Here is a 23097-nt window from a genome sequence, read left to right as displayed (position 1 = left end):
GGCGCCCCGCGCCGGTGTCGGAGCACGAGCAAGGAGAGCACCTGTGAGCGAGACGAGCGCCGGCGCGGCACCAGCCGCCGAGGCCCCCGTCGCCGAGGTCGACGAGACTGCCGAGGAGCAGATCGCGTTCGACATCAACGACTTCCCGGCCGGCGCACGTGGTGCGATCGAGGCCGTGCTGATGGTCGTCGACGAGCCCGTCAGCGAGGTGGCCCTGGCCTCGGCCCTGGAGCTGCCGGTCGAGGACGTCCTCGGCCACCTGCAGGCCCTGGCCGACGACTACGAGCTGGGCAACCGCGGCTTCACCGTGCGCAACGTCGCCGGTGGGTGGCGGGTCTACAGCCGCCCGGAGTACGCCCCCGTGGTGGAGAAGTTCCTCCTCGACGGCCAGCAGGCCAAGCTGACCCAGGCCTCCCTGGAGACCCTGGCCGTCATCGCCTACCGCCAGCCGATCTCCCGCTCCCGCGTCAGCGCGGTCCGCGGAGTCAACGTCGACGGCGTGGTGCGCACCCTGCTCACCCGCGGCCTCATCGCCGAGGTCGGCGCCGAGGGCGAGAGCGGTGCCACCCTCTACGGCACCACCGACTACTTCCTCCAGCGCCTCGGGCTGCGCTCCCTCGACGAGCTGCCCGCGCTGGCCCCCTACCTACCCGAGGTCGACGTGCTGGACGAGCTGGCAGAGCAGGGACGCGCATGAGCCCCCAGGCACCCCGCAGTGGCGGGGCCCCCCGAGGCGGCAAGGGCGCCGGCTCCGGCAAGGGCGGCCCCGCGGGTCGTGGCGGCCGCCCGGCCGCGAAGGGCACCGGCGGCGCGCGCAAGGCGGCCCCCGGAGCCGGTCGTGGCTCCGGCGCACCCCGCCGCGGCAGCTCCGGCACCACCAAGCCCAGCCAGCCCACCCGCCTGCCGCAGCGCCCCACCCCGGTCCCGGTCGACGTGCACGACCCCGACGGCGTGCGCCTGCAGAAGCTGCTCGCCGCCGCCGGCGTGGGCAGCCGTCGCACCTGCGAGAACCTCATCGCCGCCGGGCGGGTCGAGGTCGACGGCCAGGTCGTGACCGAGCTCGGCGTCCGCGTCGACCCGGTGCGCCAGACCGTGCACGTCGACGGCGAGCGGGTCCAGCTCGACGAGTCCCGCCTCTACCTCGCGTTCAACAAGCCGCTGGGCGTCGTCTCCACGATGAGCGACGACCTCGGCCGGCCCTCGGTCGGCGACTACGTCCTGAACCGCAAGGAGCGGCTGTTCCACGTCGGGCGCCTCGACGCCGACACCGAGGGCCTGCTCCTGCTGACCAATGACGGCGACCTCGCGCACCGGCTGCAGCACCCGGCATACGGCGTGCCCAAGACCTACCTCGCCCAGGTGCCCGGACCGGTCGCCCGCGACGTGGGCAAGCGGCTGCGGGCCGGCATCGACCTCGAGGACGGGCCGGTCAAGGTCGACTCGTTCAAGCTCGTCGACTCGGCGCCGGGCAAGGCGCTGGTCGAGGTGATCCTGCACGAGGGGCGCAAGCACGTGGTGCGCCGCCTGCTCGAGGCGGTCGGCCACCCGGTCATCACCCTGGTGCGCACCGACGTCGGCCCGATCCACCTCGGTGACCTCAAGCCGGGACGCATCCGGGCGCTGTCGCGCGACGAGGTCGGCAAGCTGTACTCAGCTGCTGGACTCTGACGACGGGCGCCGCGGGCGCGTGGATACGGTTGCTCCCGTGACTGACACCGGTATGCCGTCCGGCCCGGTCCGCGCGGTCCGCGCGGTCCGCGGCGCGATCCAGCTCGACGTCGACGAGCGCGACCACGTGCTCTCGTCGACGCGGGAGCTGGTGACCGCCGTGATGGAGGCCAACGACCTGACCACCGACGACGTCATCTCGATCGTGTTCACCGCCACCCCCGACGTGCACAGCGAGTTCCCCGCCGTGGCCGCGCGCGAGCTCGGCATGGGCGACGTGCCGCTGATGTGCACCCAGGAGCTCGACATCGCCGGAGCGATGCCCCGGGTGATCCGGCTGATGGCCCACGTGACGACGCCGTTGACGCGTCAGGAGATCACCCACGTCTACCTGCGCGGCGCCGCGGCCCTGCGCCGGGACCTGGCCCAGTGACCACCCCGGCGCCGGGGGAGGGCCACAGGGACGGGCGCGGCGTCCGCATCGTCGGGACAGGGCTGATCGGGGCCAGCCTCGGACTGGCGCTGACCGCCCGCGGCTACCGTGTCGCGCTGGAGGACGCCTCGCCGACGGCGGCCGCGCTGGCCCGGGACCTGGGCGCGGGGCAGCTCGCCTCCGAGGTGTCCGACGAGCCGGACCTCGTCGTGGTGGCGGCGCCACCGGACGTCGTGGCACGCGTCGTCGCCGAGGAGCTCAAGCGCTGGCCGCGCGCGGTCGTCACCGACGTGGCCTCGGTCAAGAGCTCGGTGCTGGCCGCCCTCGTGGCGACCGGGGCCGACCTGGGCCGCTACGTCGGGTCCCACCCGATGGCCGGCCGCGAGCGCTCGGGGGCGATCGCGGCCCAGGCGGACCTGTTTGCCGGCCGGGCCTGGGTCGTGGCACCCGGGCCGCAGGCCGACCCGGAGGCGGTGGCGGCGGTCCGTTCGCTCGGCGAGGCGGTCGGCGCGGCCGTGACCCAGATGTCGCCTGAGGAGCACGACGCGGCGGTCGCTGCGGTCTCGCACGTGCCCCAGGTAGCCGCGTCCCTGGTCGCCGGCCGGCTGCGCGACCTGCCCGCGAGCGCCGTGGCCCTCTCGGGCCAGGGCATCCGCGACGTGACCCGCATCGCCGCGAGCGACCCCGCGATGTGGACCCAGATCCTGGCGGCCAACGCTCCGGCCGTCCGCGCCGTGCTCCTGGCGCTGCGCGCCGACCTCGACGGCGTGCTGGGTGCGCTGGAGGCGCTCGGCGCCGGGGACGAGGCCGGTGGCCCGGGGACCGACCCGGCGGACAGCCGCGTCCCCGGAGCCCCCGAGCGCGGAGTCGGGGCCCGCGCGGTGCTGGCCCGCGCCGTGGCCGAGGGCAACACCGGCCACGCCCGGATCCCCGGCAAGCACGGTGCCGCGCCGACGACCTACGCCACGGTCGCGGTGGTCGTGCCCGACGAGCCCGGCGCGCTGGCCCGGCTCCTGCACGACGTCGGCGAGGCGGGGATCAACCTGGAGGACCTGCACCTCGAGCACGGCCTCGGCCAGCCGGTCGGCCTGGCCGAGCTGTCGGTGCTGCCGGCGGCGCAGGAGCCGCTGACCGCGGCGCTGGCGGCCCTCGGCTGGCGCGTGCACGACTGACCACGGCCCACACACACCGCCGCCATACGCGCCGAGCTGGACGTTGGTGCCCCTTCAGCGGTGCTGAAGGGGCACCAACGTCCAGCTCGGCGCGGCGTGCTCACAGGACGTGGGCGAGTGGCCACACCTGGCCGGTGCCGCTGTCGACCAGCGCCGCGCGGGAGGCCCGGGTGGCCAGGGGCAGCACCTCGAAGACCACCGCGGCCACCGCGGGGACCTGGTCGAGTCGGACCCGTGGCGCCAGGGTGCAGTGCGGCACCCACGACCCGGGCAGGTAGGCGCGGTGCAGGTCGAACTCGGCGAGCGCCGTGGCCACCTGCTCCTGACGGCGCAGCACCTCGCTGGTCAGCGCCGGCAGCAGCCACACCCGGCCCCGCCGGAACGTGCCAAGGGCGTCGAAGCGCAGGCGCACCGGGTCTCCCGGGGGCAGCCCGGCCAGCACCTGGCACACCTGCTCGGGCTCACCCCGCCGCAGCACGGCATACGACAGGTGCGGCAGGTGGTGGCGGTGGGTGTGCGAGGCCATGCTCGGCACGCCCTGGTCCTCGATGCGCTGCCACAGCCGGCGCACCGCCCGGTCTCCGGGCGGGTCGAGCAGCAGGCACACGGCCAGGGCCATGCCTGTCACGGTACGACCGATAGGCTCCGGGCAATGAGCAGGTCCTCCGCCCCCCTCGTCATCGCGATCGACGGCCCCTCCGGCTCCGGGAAGTCCAGCGTCTCCCGCGCCGTGGCCACCCGCCTCGGGCTGGCCTTCCTCGACACCGGCGCCATGTTCCGCGCCCTTACCTGGTGGTGCCTGGAGCGGGGACTCGACCTGCACGACGAGGCCGCCGTGGCGCAGGCGGCGCGTGAGCTGCCGCTGACCATGGTCACCGAGCCGCAGGCGCCCGGCGTCGCCGTGGACGGCACCGACGTCGGCGCCGCGATCCGCGAGTCGCGCATCTCCGAGCAGGTCTCGGCGGTGGCCACGAACCTCGAGGTGCGTGCCGAGCTGCGTCGTCGCCAGCGCGAGATCATCGCCGAGTGCCGCGACCGGGTCGGCGGCGTCGTGGCCGAGGGGCGCGACATCACGACGGTCGTCGCGCCCGACGCCGACGTGCGGGTGCTGCTCTACGCCAGCGAGGAGGCGCGCCTGCGCCGGCGGGCCAAGGAGCTGCACGGCCACGCCGAGGCCGAGGCCGTGGCCGCGACCCACGCGCAGGTGGTGCACCGGGACCGCAAGGACTCCACCGTGTCCTCGTTCATGGAGGCCGCCGAGGGCGTCACCACCGTGGACACCTCCGACCTGGACTTCGAGCAGTCGGTCGAGGCGGTGCTGGAGGTCGTCGCCGCCACCGTCGGCACCCGTGCCTGACGCCCCATCGGCCCGGGGCGCCGCCGCCGGGTGGCGGTTCGGGCGGGCCCTCCTGCGCACCCTGTGGCGGGTGCGGGTGGTCGGCGCCGAACGAGTGCCACGGGACGAGCCGGTCGTGCTCGTGTCCAACCACCTGGGCTTCCTCGACGGCCCCCTGGTCTTCTCCGTCGGACCCCGCCCGTCGCACTTCATGGTCAAGCGCGAGATGTTCACCGGCGTCCTCGGCCGGCTGCTGCAGGCCGTGGCGCAGATCCCGGTCGACCGCACCACCGGCGACCGCGAGGCGCTCGGCAGTGCGCTGGCCGTGCTGCGCCGCGGGGGAGCGGTCGGCGTGTTCCCCGAGGGCACCCGGGGCCGGGGCGACGTCGCCTCCGTCCAGCAGGGCGCGACCTGGCTGGCCCTGCAGTCCGGGGCACGCGTGGTGCCGGTGGCGTGCCTGGGCACGCGCCGCACCGGCCGCGGCACGGGCACCCTGCCGCCGCTGCGGTCACCGGTCGCCGTGGTGTTCGGTGAGCCGTTCCGGCTGCAGCCCCCGGCCGGTATGCCGGGCCGCGAGCGCCTGCGCGTGGCAACCGAGCAGCTGCGTCGGCAGCTCGCCGACCACGTCGCGCAGGTCAGCGTGACCACCGGGATCGGCCTCCCGGACGAGGCACCCCTGTCGATGCGGGACAATGGATGATCCCCACCCCCGCGAACCACCATGAAGAGGACCCTGCCGTGAGCGAGCACCCCGAGACCATCGACGCCATCGAGAGCGATGACGCCTCGGTCGAGCGTGCCCTGCGCGCAGGGCTGGACGAGTTCGAGCTGAGCGAGGAGGACCGCGCGCTCCTGGAGCGGGACGGCGCCGAGTCCGGAGCCGACACCGACGGCGGGCCGCTGCCCGTCGTGGCCGTGGTCGGCCGGCCCAACGTCGGCAAGTCCACCCTCGTCAACCGCATCCTCGGCCGCCGCGAGGCGGTCGTGGAGGACGTGCCCGGCGTGACGCGTGACCGCGTCGCCTACGACGCCGAGTGGTCCGGGCGCCGGTTCACCCTGGTCGACACCGGCGGCTGGGAGGTCGACGCGACCGGCATCCACCTGCGGGTGGCCGAGCAGGCCGAGGTCGCCGTCGAGCTCGCCGACGTCGTGATGTTCGTCGTCGACGCCACCGTCGGCGCCACCGACACCGACGAGGCCGTGGTCAAGCTGCTGCGCCGCTCGGGCAAGCCGGTGGTGCTGGTGGCCAACAAGGTCGACGACATCCGTGCCGAGGCCGACGCCGCGATGCTGTGGTCCTTCGGCCTGGGCCAGCCGTGGCCGGTGTCGGCCCTGCACGGGCGCGGCAGCGGTGACGTGCTCGACGCCGTCCTGGACGTCCTGCCGGAGGTCTCCGCCGCCGGTGGGGCCTACCAGCGTGGCGGTCCCCGGCGCGTGGCCCTGATCGGCCGCCCCAACGTGGGCAAGTCCTCCATGCTCAACAAGCTCGCGGGTGAGGAGCGGGTCGTCGTCGACAACGTCGCCGGCACCACGCGCGACCCGGTCGACGAGATGATCGAGCTCGGTGGCCGGACGTGGCGCTTCGTCGACACCGCCGGCATCCGCCGTCGCGTGCACCAGACCCGCGGCGCCGACTTCTACGCCTCGCTGCGCACGCAGACGGCGCTGGAGAAGGCCGAGGTGGCGATCGTGCTCATCGACGCCGAGCAGCCCATCGCCGAGCAGGACATCCGCGTGGTGCAGCAGGTGATCGACGCCGGCCGGGCCCTGGTCGTGGCCTACAACAAGTGGGACCTGCTCGACGAGGAGCGCCGCTACTACCTCGAGCGCGAGATCGAGAAGGAGCTCGTGCAGATCCCGTGGGCCCCGCGGGTCAACGTCTCGGCCCGCACCGGGCGGCACATGGACAAGCTCGTGCCCGCCCTGGAGACGGCGCTGGAGTCCTGGGACACCCGCGTCCCCACCGGCCGCCTCAACGCCTTCCTCGGCGAGGTCGTGGCCGCCCACCCGCACCCGGTGCGTGGTGGCAAGCAGCCCCGCGTGCTCTTCGCGACCCAGGCCAGCACCCGGCCGCCGCGCTTCGTCCTGTTCGCCAGCGGCTTCATCGAGGCCGGCTACCGCCGCTTCATCGAGCGCCGCCTGCGCGAGGAGTTCGGCTTCGAGGGCACCCCGATCGAGGTCTCGGTGCGGGTGCGCGAGAAGCGCCGCAAGTAGCCGCCCGGGGCAGGGTGGACACCTCGGTGACCACCCGCGATACCCCTGCAGGGTGGGCGATTCGGAGCACCGGGCACCGGTGCGCTAAGGTTTCGTCTCGCTCACCCGAGCGGTTCCGGGACGTGGCGCAGCTTGGTAGCGCACTTGACTGGGGGTCAAGGGGTCGCAGGTTCAAATCCTGTCGTCCCGACGGAACGCAGTACGACGAAGGCCGTCGCCGGTCCACCCGGTGGCGGCCTTCGTCGTCGGCGGCGAGCCGGCTGACGCCGCCGCGGGGGACTCGCATAGGCTCGTGACGTGGAGGAACCGGTGGACCTGGCGCACTCGCAACGCCCCGTGGTGGTCGTCAGCGACCGCGTCTTCACCCTCCCCAACATCCTGTCGATGCTGCGGCTGGTCGGGGTGCCGCTGTTCCTGTGGCTGATCCTCAGCGGCCACGACGGCTGGGCGCTGACCGTGCTCGCGCTCTCCGGCATCAGCGACTACCTCGACGGCAAGATCGCGCGGCGGTTCGGGCTGATCTCGAGGGTCGGCCAGCTGCTCGACCCGCTGGCGGACCGGCTCTACATCCTGTCCACGCTGCTGGGCCTGGCCTGGCGCGAGATCATCCCCTGGTGGCTCGTGGTGGTGCTCCTCGCCCGCGAGGTCTTCGGCACCGTGCTGCTGCTGATCGTCCGCCGCCAGGGCGTCATCGGGCTGCCGGTGCACTTCGTCGGCAAGGCCGCCACCTTCAACCTGCTCTACGCCTTCCCGCTGCTGCTGCTCGGCGAGGGCAGCAGCGCCTTCGCGGCCGTGGCGCGCCCGGTCGGTTGGGCCTTCGCGTGGTGGGGCGTGGCCCTCTACTGGGTGGCCGGGATCATGTATGCCGTGCAGGTGCGTGACCTGCTCCGGTCCCTGCGGCAGGCACGGGCATGAGCGGCGGGACGTCCGGGGTGCCCGGGGCCGGCACGCCGCCTCGCCGGGTCGACGCCTCGATGTCCCTGATCAACGAGATCATGCAGCGCCCGCTGGACCCCGGCTACGCCGCGGCGGCCGACGCCCGGGTCCGGGCCGGTCTGCCGGCCTCGACCGGCCTGCGCACGCCCACGCTGCTGGTCGGGGCGATCCTGCTCGGGGCGCTCCTGGTGACCGGCGCGCTGTCCCTGCGCGTGCCGGCCACGGCCGCCAGCAAGGCCAAGCAGCAGCTCATCACCGAGATCGACTCGCGCCGCCACAACGTCGACGCGCAGACCGCGCGCGTGGCCCGGCTGCGCGCCGAGATCGACGCGGCCCAGGCGCAGTCGCTGCAGCTGGCCAGCCAGGGCCAGCTGCTCACCCAGCTGCGCGACACCGAGCTCGTGACCGGAGCGGCGCCCGCCGTTGGCCCGGGCCTGACGCTGACCATGGACGACGCCCCGGCAAACAAGAACGACCAGGGCAGCGCCGTCGACCCGCGCACCAACGCCACCACCGACCAGGGCAAGGTCATCGCCCGCGACCTGCAGATCGTCGTCAACGGGCTCTGGGCCGCCGGGGCGGAGGCGATCTCCATCAACGGCCAGCGGCTGACCTCCCGGTCGGCGATCCGCTTCGCCGGGCAGGCGATCCTCGTCGACTACCGGCCGCTGACCCGGCCCTACGTCATCACCGCCCTCGGCGACTCCAGCTCCCTGCCGGCGGAGTTCGCCGGCACCGACGGCGGCAGCTACCTGCAGTCGCTGACCGACAACTACGGCATCCGCGCCGACCTCAAGCCGGGGGACCGGCTCCGGGTCCCGGGTGACTCCTCGCTCAACACCCGCCTCGCCCGCCCCCAGGGTGCGGGCACCGCCCCCGCCACGGGCGGCCCGACCTCGAGCGGCACAGGCTCGAGCACCACATCCCCGACCACGACGGAGACCGCACCGTGATCCCCGCACTCGGCCTGCTCGCCGGCATCCTCGCCGGTCTGCTCCTGCACCCCACGGTGCCGCTGTGGCTGCAGCCCTACCTGCCCATCGCGGTGATCGCCGCCCTGGACGCGGTGTTCGGGGCGGTGCGCGCCGTCATGGACGGCATCTTCAACGACAAGGTCTTCGTCGTGTCGTTCCTGTCCAACGTCGTCGTGGCCGCCCTCATCGTGTTCCTGGGCGACCAGCTCGGCGTGGGGGCCCAGCTGTCCACCGGCGTCGTGGTCGTCCTCGGCCTGCGGATCTTCTCCAACGTCGCCTCCATCCGCCGACACCTGTTCCGCGCATGAGCGAGCAGCCCGGACGCCACGAGGCCCCCGCCGTCACCGAGCCCCCGCCGACGGCAGACACCGCCTGGCGCCGGCTCGGCGCCGTCGCACGGCCCAAGGCCACCCGCGCCAACGCCTTCGCCGCGCTGCTGGCCCTGCTGCTCGGGTTCGCGATCGCCACGCAGGTGCGCCAGACCCAGGAGCAGGGGCTGGAGTCGCTGCGCCAGAGCGACCTGGTCGGCATCCTCGACAACGTCACCCAGAGCCAGGCCCGGCTCGACACCGAGGCCCGGACCCTGCAGTCGACCCGGGACCAGCTCGTCAACGGCTCCAGCGCGGCCGCGCTGTCCGCGGCCCGCGAGCGGCTGGACGCCCTGGGGGTGCTGGCCGGCACGCTGCCGGCGCGCGGTCCCGGCATCACGATGACCATCGACGACCCCGGCCACAAGGTCACCGCGCCGGTGCTGCTGGACGCTCTCGAGGAGCTGCGGGACGCCGGCGCGGAGGCCGTGCAGATCGGCCCGGCCCGCGTCGTGGCGAGCACGTCGTTCACCGACGCCGGCAACGGCATCGACATCGACGGCACCCGCCTGACCCCGCCCTACACCCTCACCGCCATCGGCGACGCGCCCACGATGGCGGCGGCCATGGACATCCCGGGCGGGATCAGCGAGACCCTCCGAGGTCTCGGCGCGACCCCCCGCGTGACCCAGTCCCAGGACCTGCGGATCGACGCGTTGCAGACGCTGCGCGAGCCTCGTTACGCTCGCCCGGTGCCCACGCCGACCCCGTCGTCGTGACCCCATCCCGCCTGAAAACCCCTGCTGTGCCAACGCCTTCAAGGAGCACCATGAGCGACCTGGACTACCCCGCCGACCTGCGCTACACGGCGGAGCACGAGTGGGTGGCGGCCGAGGCCGACGGCGTCGTCCGCATCGGCATCACCGCCTACGCCCAGGACGCGCTCGGTGACGTCGTCTACGTCAGCCTTCCGGCCGTGGGGGACACCCTCGAGCCGGGTGCCGCGTGTGGCGAGGTCGAGTCGACCAAGTCGGTGAGCGACATCTACGCACCCCTGGCCGGCGAGGTCGTCGAGGTCAACGCGGCGCTGGACTCCTCCCCGGAGCTGGTCAACACCGACCCCTACGGCCAGGGCTGGATGTATGCCGTGAAGCTCGCCGACGCGAGCGCCCTCGAGGGGCTCCTCGACGTGGAGGCCTACCGCGCCCAGCTGTCCTGACGGGGGAGGGGTTTGGGCCGATTGTCCAAACCCCTCCGTCATCCTCAAGTTGTGGTCTAGGGTTGGGGCACCCTGGGCCGACCGGCAGCCCCGAAAGACAGAGGTGCTCACCCGATGACTGACAGCGAGCAGGAGCGTCCGATCCGCTCCGGCGAACCGACGACGATGCGGTTCCCCGGGATCGGCGACCTCGAGCACGTCGAGGGGGCGCCCGAGGAGGGTGGCCTGACCGCCGCCGACCAGGCGACGGTGGACGCCCTGCGCGAGGGCACCGCCCTGCTGGTCGTGCTGCGTGGCCCCAACACCGGCGCGCGCTTCCTGCTCGACGCCGACGAGGTCAGCTCGGGTCGACACCCCGACTCCGACATCTTCCTGGACGACGTCACCGTCTCCCGCAAGCACGCGACCTTCCGTCGCGAGGGCGGCAGCTTCATCGTGCGCGACGTGGGGTCCCTCAACGGCACCTACGTCAACCGCCAGCGCATCGACGAGGTGGTCCTGCACACCGGCGACGAGGTCCAGATCGGCAAGTTCCGGCTGGTGTTCTATGCGGGCTCGGGCGCATCCTCCGCGTGAGTCCATGGTCGAGGCGCCCGACCGGGCCGCCCGGCGGATGACCATCGGGGCGGTGCTCTCCGCCCTGCAGGAGGAGTTCCCGGACGTCTCCATCTCCAAGATCCGCTACCTGGAGGCGGAGGGGCTGGTGACGCCGGAGCGCACCGGCGCCGGCTACCGCACCTTCGGTGAGGCGGACGTCGAGCGCCTGCGCTACATCCTGCGCGCCCAGCGGGACCGGTTCTGGCCCCTGAAGGTCATCCGCGAGGCCCTCGACGCCATGGACCGCGGCCTCGAGCCGCCGTCCGGGAGCGACGGCCCGCCGACCCCGCGGGTGCCGGTCGTCCCCGGTGACCCGGCGGTGCCGGATGCTGCGGAGCTCTCCCTGCCGGGCACGTTGAGGCTGACCGCGCGTGAGCTGCGCGAGGCCGCCGGGCTCGACCTGCGAACCTTCGAGGCGCTGGAGACCTTCGGGCTGGTCCGGCCCGACCGCTCGGGGCACTTCGGCGAGCCCGACCTGGCCGTCGCCCGCGCGGCCGGTGCCCTCGCCGACTTCGGCATCGAGGCGCGACACCTGCGGCCCTTCCGCACCGCTGCCGACCGCGAGATCGGGCTGGTGCAGCAGGTGGTGTCGCCGATGCGTGGACGGGGCAAGACCAGACAGGCCAACGGTTCTGCCGACCCGACGGCCGAGATCCTCAGCCAGTGCATCGCCCTGCACGCGGCGCTGGTGCGGTCGGGGCTGCGCACAGAGTGAGCGAGTACCGTTGAGCCCGTGAGAGAGCTCGACGTCCTCGGTGTCCGCGTGGAGATGCCCACCAACCAGCCCATCGTCCTGTTGAGGGAACGTGACGGCGAGCGCTACCTGCCCATCTGGATCGGTGCCGCCGAGGCCACGGCCATCGCCTACGCCCAGCAGGGCGTGGTGCCGCCGCGGCCGCTCACGCACGACCTGCTCAAGAACGTCATCGACGACCTGGGACACACGCTCTCCGAGGTGCGCATCGTCGCCCTCAAGGAGGGCGTCTTCTATGCCAGCCTCATCTTCGACGGGAGCCTGGAGGTCAGCGCGCGGTCCTCGGACGCCATCGCCCTGGCGCTGCGCACCGGGACCTCGATCATGGCCGAGGAGTCACTGCTCGACGAGGCCGGCGTCGCCATCGCCCAGGACGAGGACGACGAGGTCGAGCGGTTCCGCGAGTTCCTCGACCACGTCTCGGCCGAGGACTTCCAGCAGGAGGCGGGCGAGGCGGCGGAAGGCGAGGGGACCGGTGACGAGGCCGGCGGTGAGGCTGAAGGCGAGGACGAGGGAGAGGGCGGCCCGCGCGCCTCGTGAGGTGCGACGCGGCATACCCTCAGTCTTGACCTGACGTCGAGGGTTGGCTCGCGGGTGGGCGACACGTCGCGACGCACCCTCGAGAGGTGATTGACGCACCCCCCGGGCGGCCCTACCGTCAAAAGACGAACGACGGCGATGTAGTTACACGGGAGGTAGGCGTGAACCCCACCGGAGACGCGCAGCACGGCAGCCCCACGGTGCCGGTTGCTGCCCAGGGGTTGCTCTTCAGCGACGACCTCCCGACGCTGAGCGAGGACACCGGCTACCGCGGGCCCACGGCCTGCAAGGCCGCCGGCATCACCTACCGCCAGCTCGACTACTGGGCTCGCACCGGGCTGGTCGAGCCCTCGGTGCGCGGCGCCACCGGCTCGGGCACCCAGCGGCTCTACAGCTTCCGCGACATCCTCGTGCTCAAGGTCGTCAAGCGCCTGCTCGACACCGGCGTCTCGCTGCAGCAGATCCGGGTCGCGGTCACCCACCTGCGCGAGCGGGGCGTGGAGGACCTGGCCCAGATCACCCTCATGAGTGACGGCGCCAGCGTCTACGAGTGCACCTCCGCCGACGAGGTCATCGACCTGGTCCAGGGCGGCCAGGGCGTCTTCGGCATCGCCGTGGGCCGGGTCTGGCGCGAGGTCGAGGGCGAGCTGGCCCAGCTGCCCAGCGAGCGGCCGGAGGACGAGACCCCCGCCGCGCACCCTGGCGACGAGCTGAGCGCGCGCCGGTCGGCCCGCCTCATCAGCTGACCCCACCACGGAGCACACCGGCCCGGGCCTCGCGGCCCGGGCCGGGTCCTGTCCGCCGGTGGTAGATTTCCCGGTGCTGACAACCCTGCGTGGGAGAGACCTCGCGACCGGCCGCCGCCGGTCGGCGGGGCGCCGAAGGGGCAAACTCCCCGGAACCTCTCAGGCGCCAGGACCACGCGGGTGAGGCAACTCTGGAGTGCGCGGTCCTGACCGGCCCGCGGCGACAGAGGGGGAGGCGACACCTCAACCAACGGCCGGCGTCTGCGCTGGTCCCGCGACAGGAGCCTCATGTCCCACGCCCAGTCCTCCCACAGCGCTCTGCCGCCGGAGCCGGACTTCGTCTCGCGCCACATCGGCCCCTCCGACGACGACACCGCCGAGATGCTCAAGGTGGTCGGCCAGCCGAGCATCGACGCGCTCATCGACGCCGCGGTGCCCGGTGGCATCCGCTCGGAGCGCCCGCTGCGCGTCGAGGCCGCGCCGAGCGAGGAGGCGGTGATCGAGGAGCTGCACCGGCTCGCCTCCCGCAACACCGTGCTGACCTCGATGATCGGCCTGGGCTACTACGGCACGGTCACGCCGCCGGTGGTGCGCCGCAACGTGCTGGAGAACCCTGCCTGGTACACCGCCTACACGCCCTACCAGCCTGAGATCTCCCAGGGCCGACTCGAGGCCCTCATCAACTTCCAGACCGTGGTCACCGACCTGACCGGCCTGGCCACCGCCGGTGCCTCGCTGCTCGACGAGGGCACCGCGGCGGCCGAGGCCATGACGCTGATGCGCCGCACCAGCAAGGTCGCCCAGGACGCGGTGCTGCTCGTCGACGAGCACGTGCTGCCGCAGACCATCGCCGTGATCCAGACCCGCGCCAAGCCGCTGGGCCTCGGGGTGGTCGTGGCTGACCTGACCCCGGTGGCCGACGCCGCCTCCCTGACCGCGGCCGCCGGTGACCGGGCCGTGTTCGGCGTGCTGGTGCAGTACCCCGGCGCCGACGGCGAGCTGCGCGACTGGTCGGCCCTGGCCGCCGCCGCGCACGAGGCCGGCGCGCTGGTCACCGCCGCCGCGGACCTGCTCGCGCTGACCCTCGCCACCCCGCCGGGTGAGTGGGGCGCCGACGTCGCGGTCGGCAGCAGCCAGCGCTTCGGCGTGCCCATGGGCTTCGGCGGCCCGCACGCCGGCTACATGAGCGTGCGCGCCGGCCTGGAGCGGTCGCTGCCCGGCCGCCTGGTCGGGGTGAGCGTCGACGCCGACGGGCATCAGGCCTACCGGCTCGCGCTGCAGACCCGCGAGCAGCACATCCGTCGCGAGAAGGCGACCTCCAACATCTGCACCGCCCAGGTGCTGCTCGCCGTCATGGCCAGCATGTATGCCGTGTGGCACGGCCCTCAGGGCCTGGCCCGGATCGCCCGTCGCACCCACGCCCACGCCGCTGCGCTGGCGGAGGGGCTGCGTGCTGGTGGCGTGGACGTGGCGACGACGCACTTCTTCGACACGGTCACCGTCGCCGTGCCCGGCCGTGCGGCCGAGGTCGTGGCCGAGGCCGCCGCCCGCGGGGTCAACCTGTGGCCGGTCGACGCCGACCGCGTGTCGGTCAGCACCGACGAGACCACCGACCTGGCCGACCTGCAGGCCGTCTGGGCGGCGTTCGGCGTCACCGGGCTGACCGAGGTGCGCGACGCGGAGCCGTCCTGGCCCGCCGCGCTGGTGCGGGAGACGGCATACCTGACCCACCCCGTCTTCCACACGCACCACAGCGAGACCGCCATGCTTCGCTACCTGCGCCGGCTCTCGGACAAGGACTACGCGCTCGACCGCGGCATGATCCCGCTGGGCTCGTGCACGATGAAGCTCAACGCCACCACCGAGATGGAGGCGGTGACGTGGCCGGAGTTCGCCGGGCTGCACCCGTTCGCGCCGGCGTCGCAGACCGAGGGCATCCGCGAGCTGGTCACCGACCTGGCCTCGTGGCTGTGCGAGGTCACCGGCTACGACGAGGTGTCGCTGCAGCCCAACGCCGGATCCCAGGGTGAGCTGGCGGGCCTGCTGGCGATCCACGCCTACCACGAGGCCCGCGGCGACGCCGCCCGCACGGTGTGCCTCATCCCGGCCAGCGCGCACGGCACCAACGCGGCGAGCGCCGTGATGGCCGGCATGAAGGTCGTCGTCGTCAAGACCGCCGAGGGCGGCGACATCGACATGGACGACCTGCGCGCCAAGGTCGAGCAGCACCGCGACCAGCTCGCGGCGATCATGGTCACCTACCCCTCCACGCACGGGGTGTTCGAGGACACGATCAGCGAGCTGTGCGAGCTGGTGCACGACGCGGGCGGCCAGGTCTACGTCGACGGGGCCAACCTCAACGCGCTGGTCGGGATCGCCCGCCCGGGCAAGTTCGGTGCCGACGTCTCGCACCTCAACCTGCACAAGACGTTCTGCATCCCCCACGGTGGCGGCGGCCCCGGCGTCGGTCCGGTCGGCGTGCGCGCCCACCTCGCGCCGTACCTGCCCAACCACCCACTCGCCCCGGAGGCCGGCCCGGCGACCGGCGTCGGGCCGATCTCGGCAGCCCCCTACGGCTCGGCCAGCATCCTGCCGATCTCCTGGGCCTACGTGCGGCTCATGGGCGGCGCCGGCCTGACCAAGGCCACGCAGACGGCGATCCTGTCCGCCAACTACGTGGCCGCCCGGCTGCGCGACCACTTCCCGGTCCTGTACGCCGGCCCCGAGGGCCTGGTCGCGCACGAGTGCATCCTCGACGTCCGCGAGATCACCCGCACCACGGGCGTCACGGTCGACGACGTCGCCAAGCGGCTCATCGACTACGGCTTCCACGCGCCGACGATGTCCTTCCCTGTGGCCGGCACGCTGATGGTCGAGCCGACCGAGAGCGAGGACCTCGCCGAGCTCGACCGGTTCTGCGACGCGATGGTCGCCATCCGCGGGGAGATCGAGCAGGTCGCCCGCGGTGACGTCGCCGTCGCCGACAGCGCGCTGCGGCACGCCCCGCACACGGCGCTGTCCCTGGCGGGGGAGTGGGACCACCCCTACGACCGGCACACCGCCGCCTACCCGCACGGGGTCGACCCGCGGGCGAAGTACTGGCCGCCGGTGCGGCGCATCGACGGGGCGTTCGGCGACCGCAACCTCGTCTGCTCCTGCCCGCCGCCGGAGGCGTTCGAGGACTGACCCCCGGTCCACCCGGACCCGGTGCCCGTTGCGCCGCGTTTCCCGCCCTGACCGGCGCGGGTTCGCGGCGTGGCGGGCACCAGGTCGTGCCGGGGGTGGCGCCGACGGTGGGGAGTCGGGCGAGGGGGTCGGCGGTGTGGCGGGGAGCTAGCGCCGGGTGAAGGTCACGTGCGTGACCCCGGCGGGGGTCGACACCGACTCAACGTCGAACCGCTCCTCGAGGGCCTCGAGACGGTCCCACAGCCGCACCCCGCGGCCGAGGAGGATCGGCACGACGACGACGTGCAGGTGGTCGACCAGGTCGGCGGCGAGGAAGTCGCGGACCGTCGAGGGTCCGCCGCCGATCCGCACGTCCAGGCCACCGGCGCCGTCACGCGCCTGGCGGAGCACCTCCTCGGGCGTGCCGTCGACGAAGTGGAAGGTCGTGCCACCCTCCATCCGTACCGACGGCCGGGGGTGGTGGGTGCGGACGTAGACCGGGGTGTGGAACGGCGGGTTAGGACCCCACCAGCCGGTCCAGTCGTGGTCCTCCCACGGCCCGCGCTGTGGTCCGAACTTGTTGCGCCCCATGATCTCGGCGCCGATGCCTGCGTCCCACGTCTGGGCCATCGCGTTGTCCACGCCGGTGCTGCCGCCGTCGTTGCCCTGCATGGCGCGGAACGTGCGGGTCGGGAAGAACCACTCGTGCAACCGGCCTCCGGCGTGGCCGAACGGCGACTCCAGGCTCTGTCCCTCGCCGGTGCCGAAGCCGTCGAGGGAGACCGCGAAGTTGTGGACCCGGACCAGCGACATGGCGCGACCTCCTGCTCCCCATCGGGGCGACGGCTCACGGCGAGCGCCCCCGGGGCAGGAGTGTATGCCGGGTCGCAGCTCCCAGCCCCCGGAATGGTGGGTGCAGCTCAGGCGGCGGGGGCGTCCTCGATGCGCACGGCGAGCTCGGAACCCCGCTGGGTCTTGGTGACCCGCAGCTGCACCGGGATGCGCTGACGCAGCTCGGCCACGTGGCTGACGATGCCCACCGCCCGGCCACCCTCGCGCAGGCCGTCGAGCACCGCCATCACCTGCTCGAGGCTGTCCTCGTCGAGGGTGCCGAAGCCCTCGTCCACGAACAGGGTCTGCAGGTCGAGGCCGCCGGCCTCGGCCTTGACCGCGTCGCCGAGCCCGAGCGCGAGCGCCAGGGAGGCCATGAACGCCTCGCCGCCGGAGAGGGTGGAGGTGTCCCGGGGCAGGCCGGTCCAGGCGTCGCGCACCCGCAGGCCGAGACCGCTGCGTGCTCCGCGGGCCGCGAGCGCATCGGTGTACTCCAGGGCATAGCGGCCGTCACTCATGGTGCGCAGCCGCTCGTTGGCCAGGAGGGTGACCTCCTCCAGCCGCGCGGCCAGCACGTAGGACGACAGCCGCATTCGCAGGGCGTTGTTGGTGCTGGTGCCGGCGACACACTCGGCCAGCTCCTGCACCAGCGCGGCCTCGTCCTCGGCCGGACCGAGCCGGTCGAGGACCGCGCGCACCGCGGTGTGCAGCTGGCGCAGCTGGGAGCTGGCGCGCTCGGCAAGCGTGTGTCGGTCGCGCGCGGCCCCGAGGGCCCGGCCTGCCGCGTCGCGCTCGTGGGTGAGCCGGTCGAGGTCGGGCACCGCCGCGTCGCGGGCGGCGACGACCTCGGGGTCGGCCAGCCGCGCCTGCGCCTGGTCGCGCCGGCGGTCGAGCTCGCGCAGCCGGGCCTCGAGCTCGCGAACGTGGTCCTCGGGCACCGAGGCCTCGCGCGCCGCGGCCACATCGGTGAAGTCGTTGGCCCGCAGGGACTCCTCGAGCCGGGCGGTGGCCGCGGCAGCCGTGGCCGCGGCGGCCGCGTGCGCCCGCACCGCCCGGGCCAGCGCGTCGACCCCGGCGACCAGGGCCTGGTGTGCGCCCAGCCGTCCCTCCAGCGTGACGTCGCCCTCGTCCGCGGCAGCCGTGTCCGGTGAGGCGGTCGCGCAGGGGCAGACAGCGTCGTGCTCGGCCTGGAGGGCACGCACCCGCGCGGTGACCTCGAGCAGTCGCTCCCGCGCCCCGGACGCCAGGGCTCGGGCCGTGTCGCGCTGGGCGGTCAGCTCGCCCTGCCGGGTGCGCAGCCCCTCGAGGTCGCGGCGCCGCGCCTCGACCCGGGTCTCGGCGGCAGCCAGCCCCGTCGCAGCGGCCATTGCCTCGTCCAGGGCTCCCCTCGCCCGCGCGAGCTCGTCGGCCAGCTCCTCGGTCGTGGCGTCGACACCGGCAAGCTCCTCGTCGCGGGCCGCGACCGCCCCGGCCAGGGCGGCGACCTCGCCGGCCCGGAGCGTCTCGGTGGCGCCGGCGTCGGTGACCGCGCGCTCGGCCGCGGCGACCTGCTCCGAGGTGACCAGGTCGCCGCGGGTCGCCGGGGACGGGTGCTCACACGCACCGCACACCGGGCACTGCTGACCGTCGGCCAGCGCAGCCGCCAGCTCACCGGCCATGCCCTCGAGCCGCCGCTCCCGCAGCGACACCGCCTCCTCGCGTGCCTGCAGCGTCGCCGCGCGCGCGGTGGCCAGCTCGGCCTCGAGGGAGGCCAGTCGGGGCCGGGCCAGGTCCTGCTCCGCACTGAGCCGGTGGGTGCGGGTCAGCCGTTCGACCTGCGCCTGCGTGGCGTCGACCACCGCCGCCTGCCCGCGCAGCCCGGCGAGGGCCTCCTCGGCCCGGGTGACGGCCTCACCGGCGGCCACCACCTGGGTGGCGACGCCGGCCGCGGCCTCGTCACGGGCCGCTGCGTCGGCCTCGTGCGCCTCGGCCTCGCGGTGAAGGCGGGCCAGCTCCTCGGCCACGGTGCCGGCGCGGTCCAGGGGCTCGCCGGCGGCGCGCAGGCCTGCGGCCAGAGCCTCCACCGCCGACAGGTCGGGCAGCCCGTTGCCCTGGACCAGCCCTTCGCCGTCGGGCTGCCTGCTGAGCAGCTCCGCCAGCGGGGCGGCGCGGTCGAGCACCTCGCCGCTGGTGGTGGCCAGGACGGCGGTGGCGTCGTCAGCGGCCTTGAGGTGGCCGCTGACCACGGCCGCGCGGCGTGCTGCCGCCACGGTGTCGGCGGCAGCGTCGTAGGCGGGCCGTGCCGCCTCGAGGGCCTCGAGCTCGGCGCCGGCCCGCGCGGCGGCCTCCTGCAGCTCCAGGGTGCGGCGCCCGGCGTGCCAGGCGACGTCGGCGGCCTCGTGGCGGTCCTCGGCCAGGGACCGGCTGGCCAGGGCGGCGCCGGCGTGCTGGGTGACCGCGGACTCCAGCCCGGTCAGCGCGGCCGCCACCGCGGGGCGGGGCAGGCTGCCCCAGTCCGGCAGCGCCAGAGGCAGCTCGGCGGCGGCCGCCTCGCTCTCGGCCCCGGTGTCGTCGAGGTCGAGCAGCTCCACCGCGGTGTCGACCTGGGCCAGGTGTCGTCCCAGCTCGGCCCGGCTCTCGGCGAGGCCGGCGGCCAGGTCGCGGCGACGGTCGGCCAGCCACGCCTCGATGTCGGTGAACCGGCTCGTGTCGAACAGCTTGGCCAGCACGGTGCGCCGGTCCTCGGGGCTGGCCCGCAGGAACGCGGCGAAGTCCCCCTGCGGCAGCAGCACCACCTTGACGAACTGCTCCAGGCCCATGCCGACGACGTCCTGGACGACCTGTGCCACCTCGTCGTTGCGGGTGCCCCGGTTGACCCACTCCCCGTCGACCCGCTCCTCGAGCACGACGCTGGCCTGGACCTTGGTCGTGCCGGTGCCGCGCTTCTTGGGCCGCTGGAACTCCGGGGAGCGCACGATGAGGAACCGGCGCCCGCCGGCGGTGAACTCCAGCCGCACCTGGGGCACGGCGCCCTCGGCGGCGTGGTCGCTGCGCAGGTTGGACCGGGCGCCCGACCGCGCCCCGGGCAGCGCGGCGTACAGCGCGAAGCAGATGGCGTCGAGGACGCTGGTCTTGCCGGCGCCGGTGGGGCCCTGGATGAGGAACAGGCCGCTGGAGGAGAGCTCCTCGAGGTCGACCTCGCACTCGGCGGCGAACGGCCCGAACGCCGTGATGCCCAGGTGGTGCAGCCTCATGCGGCACCACTGCGCGCGTCGCGCGCGTCGGTCTGTCCCTCGTCGTCGTGCCGTGCGCGGTCGCGGCGTGAGCCCTCGACGGCGGAGCCCAGCAGGGTCCGCTCTGCCTCGGTGGGCGGGTTGCCGCCGCGGACATGGGCCAGGAAGTCACAGCACAGGTCGAGGTCGTCGCGCTGCCTCACGGCGGCGGCGTAAGGGGTGGGCAGCTCGCGGACCCCCTGCGGGTCGAACTGGAGCACCAACGTGTCGGGGAAGCGCTCGCGCAGCCGGTCCATCGCCCCCAGCGGGCGCACGCTGTCCGTGAGCGTCACCTGGCACCAGGCCTTCTCGGCCCCGGCGTGCCGGGGGTCGGCCAGCAGCTCCTCGAGGGTGCCGCGCAGCACCGCGAGCGGCTTGTGCACCGGCGCCTCGACCGCGCTCACCTCGACACCGGCGGGGTCGAGCTCCACCAGCCAGGACCCCTTGGTGTGGTTGACCTCGGAGAAGGACAGCGGCACCGGGGACCCGGAGTAGCGCTGCCCGTCGTCGACCTGCTGGCGGCCGTGCAGGTGGCCCAGGGCGACGTAGTCGACACCGTCGAACGTGGAGGGGTGAACGGCGCTGACCCCGCCGACGCTGATGTCGCGCTCGGACTCGCTGGTCGCCCCACCGGTGACGAAGGCGTGCGCCATGACCACCGAACGCCCGCCGCGCCCGGCCAGGTCGGCGCGCACCCGCTCCATGGCCGCCCCCAGCACCGCGGCGTGGGTGCGCTCGCCGGCCCCGAGCCGGTCGGCGGCCACCGACGGTTCGAGGTAGGGCAGCGGGTGCACCGCGACGTCGCCGACCATCACCGGCCGGCCGATCGAGGACAGCCCGGTGCGGATGTGCAGCCCGGCGCGCTCGAGCAGCTCCGCGGCGAAGCCCAGCCGGATCGCCGAGTCGTGGTTGCCGCTGGACAGCACGACCTGTGCGCCGGCGTCGATGAGGCGGGTGACCGCCTCGGAGAGCAGAGCGACCGTCTCCGGCGCGGGCAGCGCCCGGTCGTAGACGTCGCCGCTGACGAGCACCGCGTCGACCCGCTCGGCCCGGACCACCTCGACGAGGTGGTCGACGAAGGCCGCCTGGGCGTCGAGCAGCCCCACCCGGTGGAAGGACCGCCCCAGGTGCCAGTCGGAGGTGTGGATCAGACGCACGCCTGCAGGCTAGGGGGAGTCGCCGACAGGCCGGTGCACCCTCCCCGGCGTGCCACCCGGCCGCCTGCTGCTACACGGCATACCGGGGTCGCGTCCGTGCGGAGGAGACACCCGCAGGTATGGCGTGCACCACCACCCCTGTGCGGCCCCCTGCCGCCATCTGGCAGGGCGCTCGCCGGTGTGGTTGGGTCACGCTCAGGGGACGACTCGCCCAGGGAGGACACCATGGGAGCTGAGGTCAGCGGCACGGGCTACACGCGGGAGCAGCGGCAGCGGTACCGCGAGAAGGTCCAGCAGAACCTCGACGTCTTCGAGCGGATGCTCGCCACGAGCCACTTCGAGTTCGACCGGCCGATGACCGGAATGGAGATCGAGCTCAACCTGGTCGACTCCGACTACCTGCCCCGGATGGGCAACGCGGACGTGCTGGAGAAGATCGCCGACCCCGGCTACCAGACCGAGCTCGGGCAGTACAACATCGAGTTCAACGTCAGCCCCCGGCCACTGCCCGGCGACGCGGCGCTGGAGCTGGAGGAGCACCTGCGCGAGAGCCTCAACCGGGCCGAGTCCCGGGCCAACGAGGTCGGGGCCCACACCGTGGCCATCGGGATCCTGCCGACGCTGACCCCGGAGCACTTCACCACCGAGTGGATGAGCATCAACCCCCGCTACACCGCGCTCAACGAGGCGATCTTCAACGCCCGCGGGGAGGACATGTTCATCGACATCGAGGGGCCCTCCGGGGAGCGGCTGGCCACCTACGCCGACTCCATCGCGCCCGAGTCGGCCTGCACCTCGGTGCAGCTGCACCTGCAGGTCGCGCCGCACGACTTCGCCGCGCACTGGAACGCCGCCCAGGCCCTGGTGGCACCGCAGGTCGCGGTCGGGGCCAACTCGCCGTACTTCTTCGGCAAGCAGCTGTGGGCCGAGACCCGCGTGGAGCTGTTCGCCCAGGCCACCGACACCCGCTCGATCGAGCTGAAGAACCAGGGGGTCAGGCCGCGGGTGTTCTTCGGCGAGCGCTGGATCACCTCGATCTTCGACCTGTTCGAGGAGAACGTGCGCTACTACCCGGCGCTGCTGCCGGAGACCACCGACGAGGACCCGGTCGCCAGGCTCGAGGCCGGGGAGGCGCCGGCGCTCGCGGAGCTGCGGCTGCACAACGGCACCGTCTACCGGTGGAACCGGCCGGTCTACGACCTGGTCGACGGGATGCCCCACCTGCGGGTGGAGAACCGCGCGCTGCCCGCCGGCCCGTCCATCGTCGACATCCTCGCCAACGCCGCGTTCTACTACGGCGTGGTCAAGATGCTGGCCGAGGAGGACCGGCCGGTGTGGACCAAGATGAGCTTCCCCGCAGCCGAGGAGAACTTCCGGACGTGCGCCCAGAAGGGGCTGGACGCGCGGCTGTACTGGCCCGGCTACGGCGAGGTGCCGGTCGACGAGCTGGTGCTGCGCCACCTGCTGCCGCTCGCGCACACCGGGCTGGAGCGCTGGGGCGTCTCCCAGGCGGTGCGCGACCGCTACCTCGGGGTCATCGAGGGGCGCTGCACCTCGGGCCTCAACGGCGCGTCGTGGCAGGTCGCCTGCGTTCGGCGGCTGGAGGAGCGCGGGGCCGACCGCGCCACAGCCCTGCGCCGCATGCTCGAGCGCTACGTCGGCAACATGCACAGCAACGAGCCGGTCCACACGTGGAAGCTCCCTGACTGACCGGTCCCGGAAAGGCGCTCGCAGCAACCGTTCCCGGCGTATGTCGGCCGGTCGGGCTACCCTTCACCTGACCTCGTCCCCTTGAC

At 73.8% G+C, this 23097-nt stretch carries 22 protein-coding genes, 1 tRNA gene and 1 riboswitch; of the genes, 19 read left to right on the top strand and 4 right to left on the bottom strand.

The genetic code is table 11. The annotated features are described in order from the left end of the window. Positions 1-43: 43 nt before the first annotated feature. From scpB to FB474_RS08640, 4 genes are read left to right on the top strand one after another with little or no spacing between them, the layout of a single operon-like run. Positions 44-697 carry an SMC-Scp complex subunit ScpB gene (gene scpB, locus FB474_RS08655; RefSeq protein WP_141788279.1) on the top strand — a complete coding sequence of 218 codons (654 nt, stop codon included), beginning with the start codon at positions 44-46 and terminating at the stop codon, positions 695-697. After that, the gene (locus FB474_RS08650) at positions 694-1668 is read left to right on the top strand and encodes a pseudouridine synthase (protein ID WP_141788278.1); all 975 of its coding nucleotides are present in this window, start codon (positions 694-696) and stop codon (positions 1666-1668) included. Before scpB ends, FB474_RS08650 begins: the two co-directional genes overlap by 4 nt. Before the next feature lie 37 nt (positions 1669-1705). After that, a complete protein-coding gene (aroH, locus tag FB474_RS08645; RefSeq protein WP_246092097.1) occupies positions 1706-2101 on the top strand; it encodes a chorismate mutase in 396 nt (131 codons plus the stop codon). Next, positions 2098-3273 (top strand): prephenate dehydrogenase, encoded by a 1176-nt coding sequence (locus FB474_RS08640; RefSeq protein WP_141788277.1) that lies wholly within the window; start codon positions 2098-2100, stop codon positions 3271-3273. Before aroH ends, FB474_RS08640 begins: the two co-directional genes overlap by 4 nt. A 100-nt stretch (positions 3274-3373) precedes the next feature. On the opposite strand, the gene FB474_RS08635 is transcribed toward FB474_RS08640, so the two are convergent. Continuing rightward, complete coding sequence (locus tag FB474_RS08635) at positions 3374-3892, bottom strand: 2'-5' RNA ligase family protein (RefSeq protein WP_141788276.1); 519 nt, start codon at positions 3890-3892, stop codon at positions 3374-3376. Between the two features lie 33 nt (positions 3893-3925). On the opposite strand from FB474_RS08635, the gene cmk reads away from it, so the two are divergent. The 14 genes from cmk (at position 3926) to gcvP (ending at position 16083) form a co-directional block, all read left to right on the top strand. Then, entirely contained in the window at positions 3926-4630 is a 705-nt protein-coding gene (gene cmk, locus FB474_RS08630; protein ID WP_141788275.1) for a (d)CMP kinase, read from the top strand. After that, positions 4623-5309 carry a lysophospholipid acyltransferase family protein gene (locus FB474_RS08625; protein WP_141788274.1) on the top strand — a complete coding sequence of 229 codons (687 nt, stop codon included), beginning with the start codon at positions 4623-4625 and terminating at the stop codon, positions 5307-5309. Before cmk ends, FB474_RS08625 begins: the two co-directional genes overlap by 8 nt. Then, positions 5306-6823, top strand: coding sequence for a ribosome biogenesis GTPase Der (gene der / locus FB474_RS08620; protein ID WP_141788273.1), 1518 nt, complete (start codon positions 5306-5308; stop codon positions 6821-6823). The genes FB474_RS08625 and der overlap by 4 nt, the downstream gene beginning before the upstream one ends. A gap of 116 nt (positions 6824-6939) precedes the next feature. Then, positions 6940-7013: transfer RNA gene (locus tag FB474_RS08615), tRNA-Pro, on the top strand. Between the two features lie 107 nt (positions 7014-7120). Further along, positions 7121-7738 carry a cardiolipin synthase ClsA gene (gene clsA, locus FB474_RS08610; protein WP_281286307.1) on the top strand — a complete coding sequence of 206 codons (618 nt, stop codon included), beginning with the start codon at positions 7121-7123 and terminating at the stop codon, positions 7736-7738. Then, the gene (locus tag FB474_RS08605) at positions 7735-8712 is read left to right on the top strand and encodes a DUF881 domain-containing protein (protein ID WP_141788272.1); all 978 of its coding nucleotides are present in this window, start codon (positions 7735-7737) and stop codon (positions 8710-8712) included. Before clsA ends, FB474_RS08605 begins: the two co-directional genes overlap by 4 nt. Next, positions 8709-9041 (top strand): small basic family protein, encoded by a 333-nt coding sequence (locus tag FB474_RS08600; RefSeq protein ID WP_141788271.1) that lies wholly within the window; start codon positions 8709-8711, stop codon positions 9039-9041. The genes FB474_RS08605 and FB474_RS08600 overlap by 4 nt, the downstream gene beginning before the upstream one ends. Further along, positions 9038-9820, top strand: a complete 783-nt coding sequence (locus tag FB474_RS08595) for a DUF881 domain-containing protein (protein WP_141788270.1) — start codon at positions 9038-9040, stop codon at positions 9818-9820. Before FB474_RS08600 ends, FB474_RS08595 begins: the two co-directional genes overlap by 4 nt. Positions 9821-9870: 50 nt before the next feature. Continuing rightward, positions 9871-10260 (top strand): glycine cleavage system protein GcvH, encoded by a 390-nt coding sequence (gene gcvH, locus FB474_RS08590; RefSeq protein ID WP_141788269.1) that lies wholly within the window; start codon positions 9871-9873, stop codon positions 10258-10260. A 114-nt stretch (positions 10261-10374) separates the two neighbouring features. Further along, positions 10375-10836: an FHA domain-containing protein gene (locus FB474_RS08585; protein ID WP_141788268.1), complete on the top strand. Its 462-nt coding sequence runs from the start codon at positions 10375-10377 to the stop codon at positions 10834-10836. Between the two features lie 4 nt (positions 10837-10840). Then, on the top strand, positions 10841-11572 hold the full coding sequence (gene ftsR / locus FB474_RS08580; protein WP_141788267.1) for a transcriptional regulator FtsR: 732 nt from the start codon (positions 10841-10843) through the stop codon (positions 11570-11572). An 18-nt stretch (positions 11573-11590) separates the two neighbouring features. Next, positions 11591-12151, top strand: a complete 561-nt coding sequence (locus FB474_RS08575; RefSeq protein ID WP_141788266.1) for a bifunctional nuclease family protein — start codon at positions 11591-11593, stop codon at positions 12149-12151. A 161-nt stretch (positions 12152-12312) separates the two neighbouring features. After that, positions 12313-12897 (top strand): MerR family transcriptional regulator, encoded by a 585-nt coding sequence (locus tag FB474_RS08570; protein WP_141788265.1) that lies wholly within the window; start codon positions 12313-12315, stop codon positions 12895-12897. A gap of 80 nt (positions 12898-12977) precedes the next feature. Continuing rightward, positions 12978-13082: riboswitch (glycine riboswitch) on the top strand. Positions 13083-13185: 103 nt separating this feature from the next. After that, positions 13186-16083 (top strand): aminomethyl-transferring glycine dehydrogenase, encoded by a 2898-nt coding sequence (gene gcvP / locus FB474_RS08565; protein WP_141788264.1) that lies wholly within the window; start codon positions 13186-13188, stop codon positions 16081-16083. Between the two features lie 147 nt (positions 16084-16230). Here gcvP and FB474_RS08560 read toward each other — a convergent pair whose 3' ends face one another. The 3 genes from FB474_RS08560 to FB474_RS08550 form a co-directional block, all read right to left on the bottom strand. Further along, positions 16231-16875, bottom strand: a complete 645-nt coding sequence (locus FB474_RS08560; protein ID WP_141788263.1) for a dihydrofolate reductase family protein — start codon at positions 16873-16875, stop codon at positions 16231-16233. A gap of 107 nt (positions 16876-16982) precedes the next feature. Next, positions 16983-20126, bottom strand: coding sequence for an AAA family ATPase (locus FB474_RS08555; protein ID WP_141788262.1), 3144 nt, complete (start codon positions 20124-20126; stop codon positions 16983-16985). Then, a complete protein-coding gene (locus tag FB474_RS08550; RefSeq protein WP_141788261.1) occupies positions 20123-21301 on the bottom strand; it encodes an exonuclease SbcCD subunit D in 1179 nt (392 codons plus the stop codon). The genes FB474_RS08555 and FB474_RS08550 overlap by 4 nt, the downstream gene beginning before the upstream one ends. 225 nt (positions 21302-21526) lie before the next feature. Between FB474_RS08550 and FB474_RS08545 the strand changes: the two genes are divergently transcribed. Continuing rightward, positions 21527-23011, top strand: coding sequence for a glutamate-cysteine ligase family protein (locus FB474_RS08545; RefSeq protein WP_141788260.1), 1485 nt, complete (start codon positions 21527-21529; stop codon positions 23009-23011). The last annotated feature ends 86 nt before the right edge of the window (positions 23012-23097 follow it).

The organism is Oryzihumus leptocrescens (assembly GCF_006716205.1).
Lineage (GTDB): Bacteria > Actinomycetota > Actinomycetes > Actinomycetales > Dermatophilaceae > Oryzihumus > Oryzihumus leptocrescens.
Note: the sequence above shows the minus strand (reverse complement) of the source record. Positions and strands in the feature narration are given on the sequence as shown.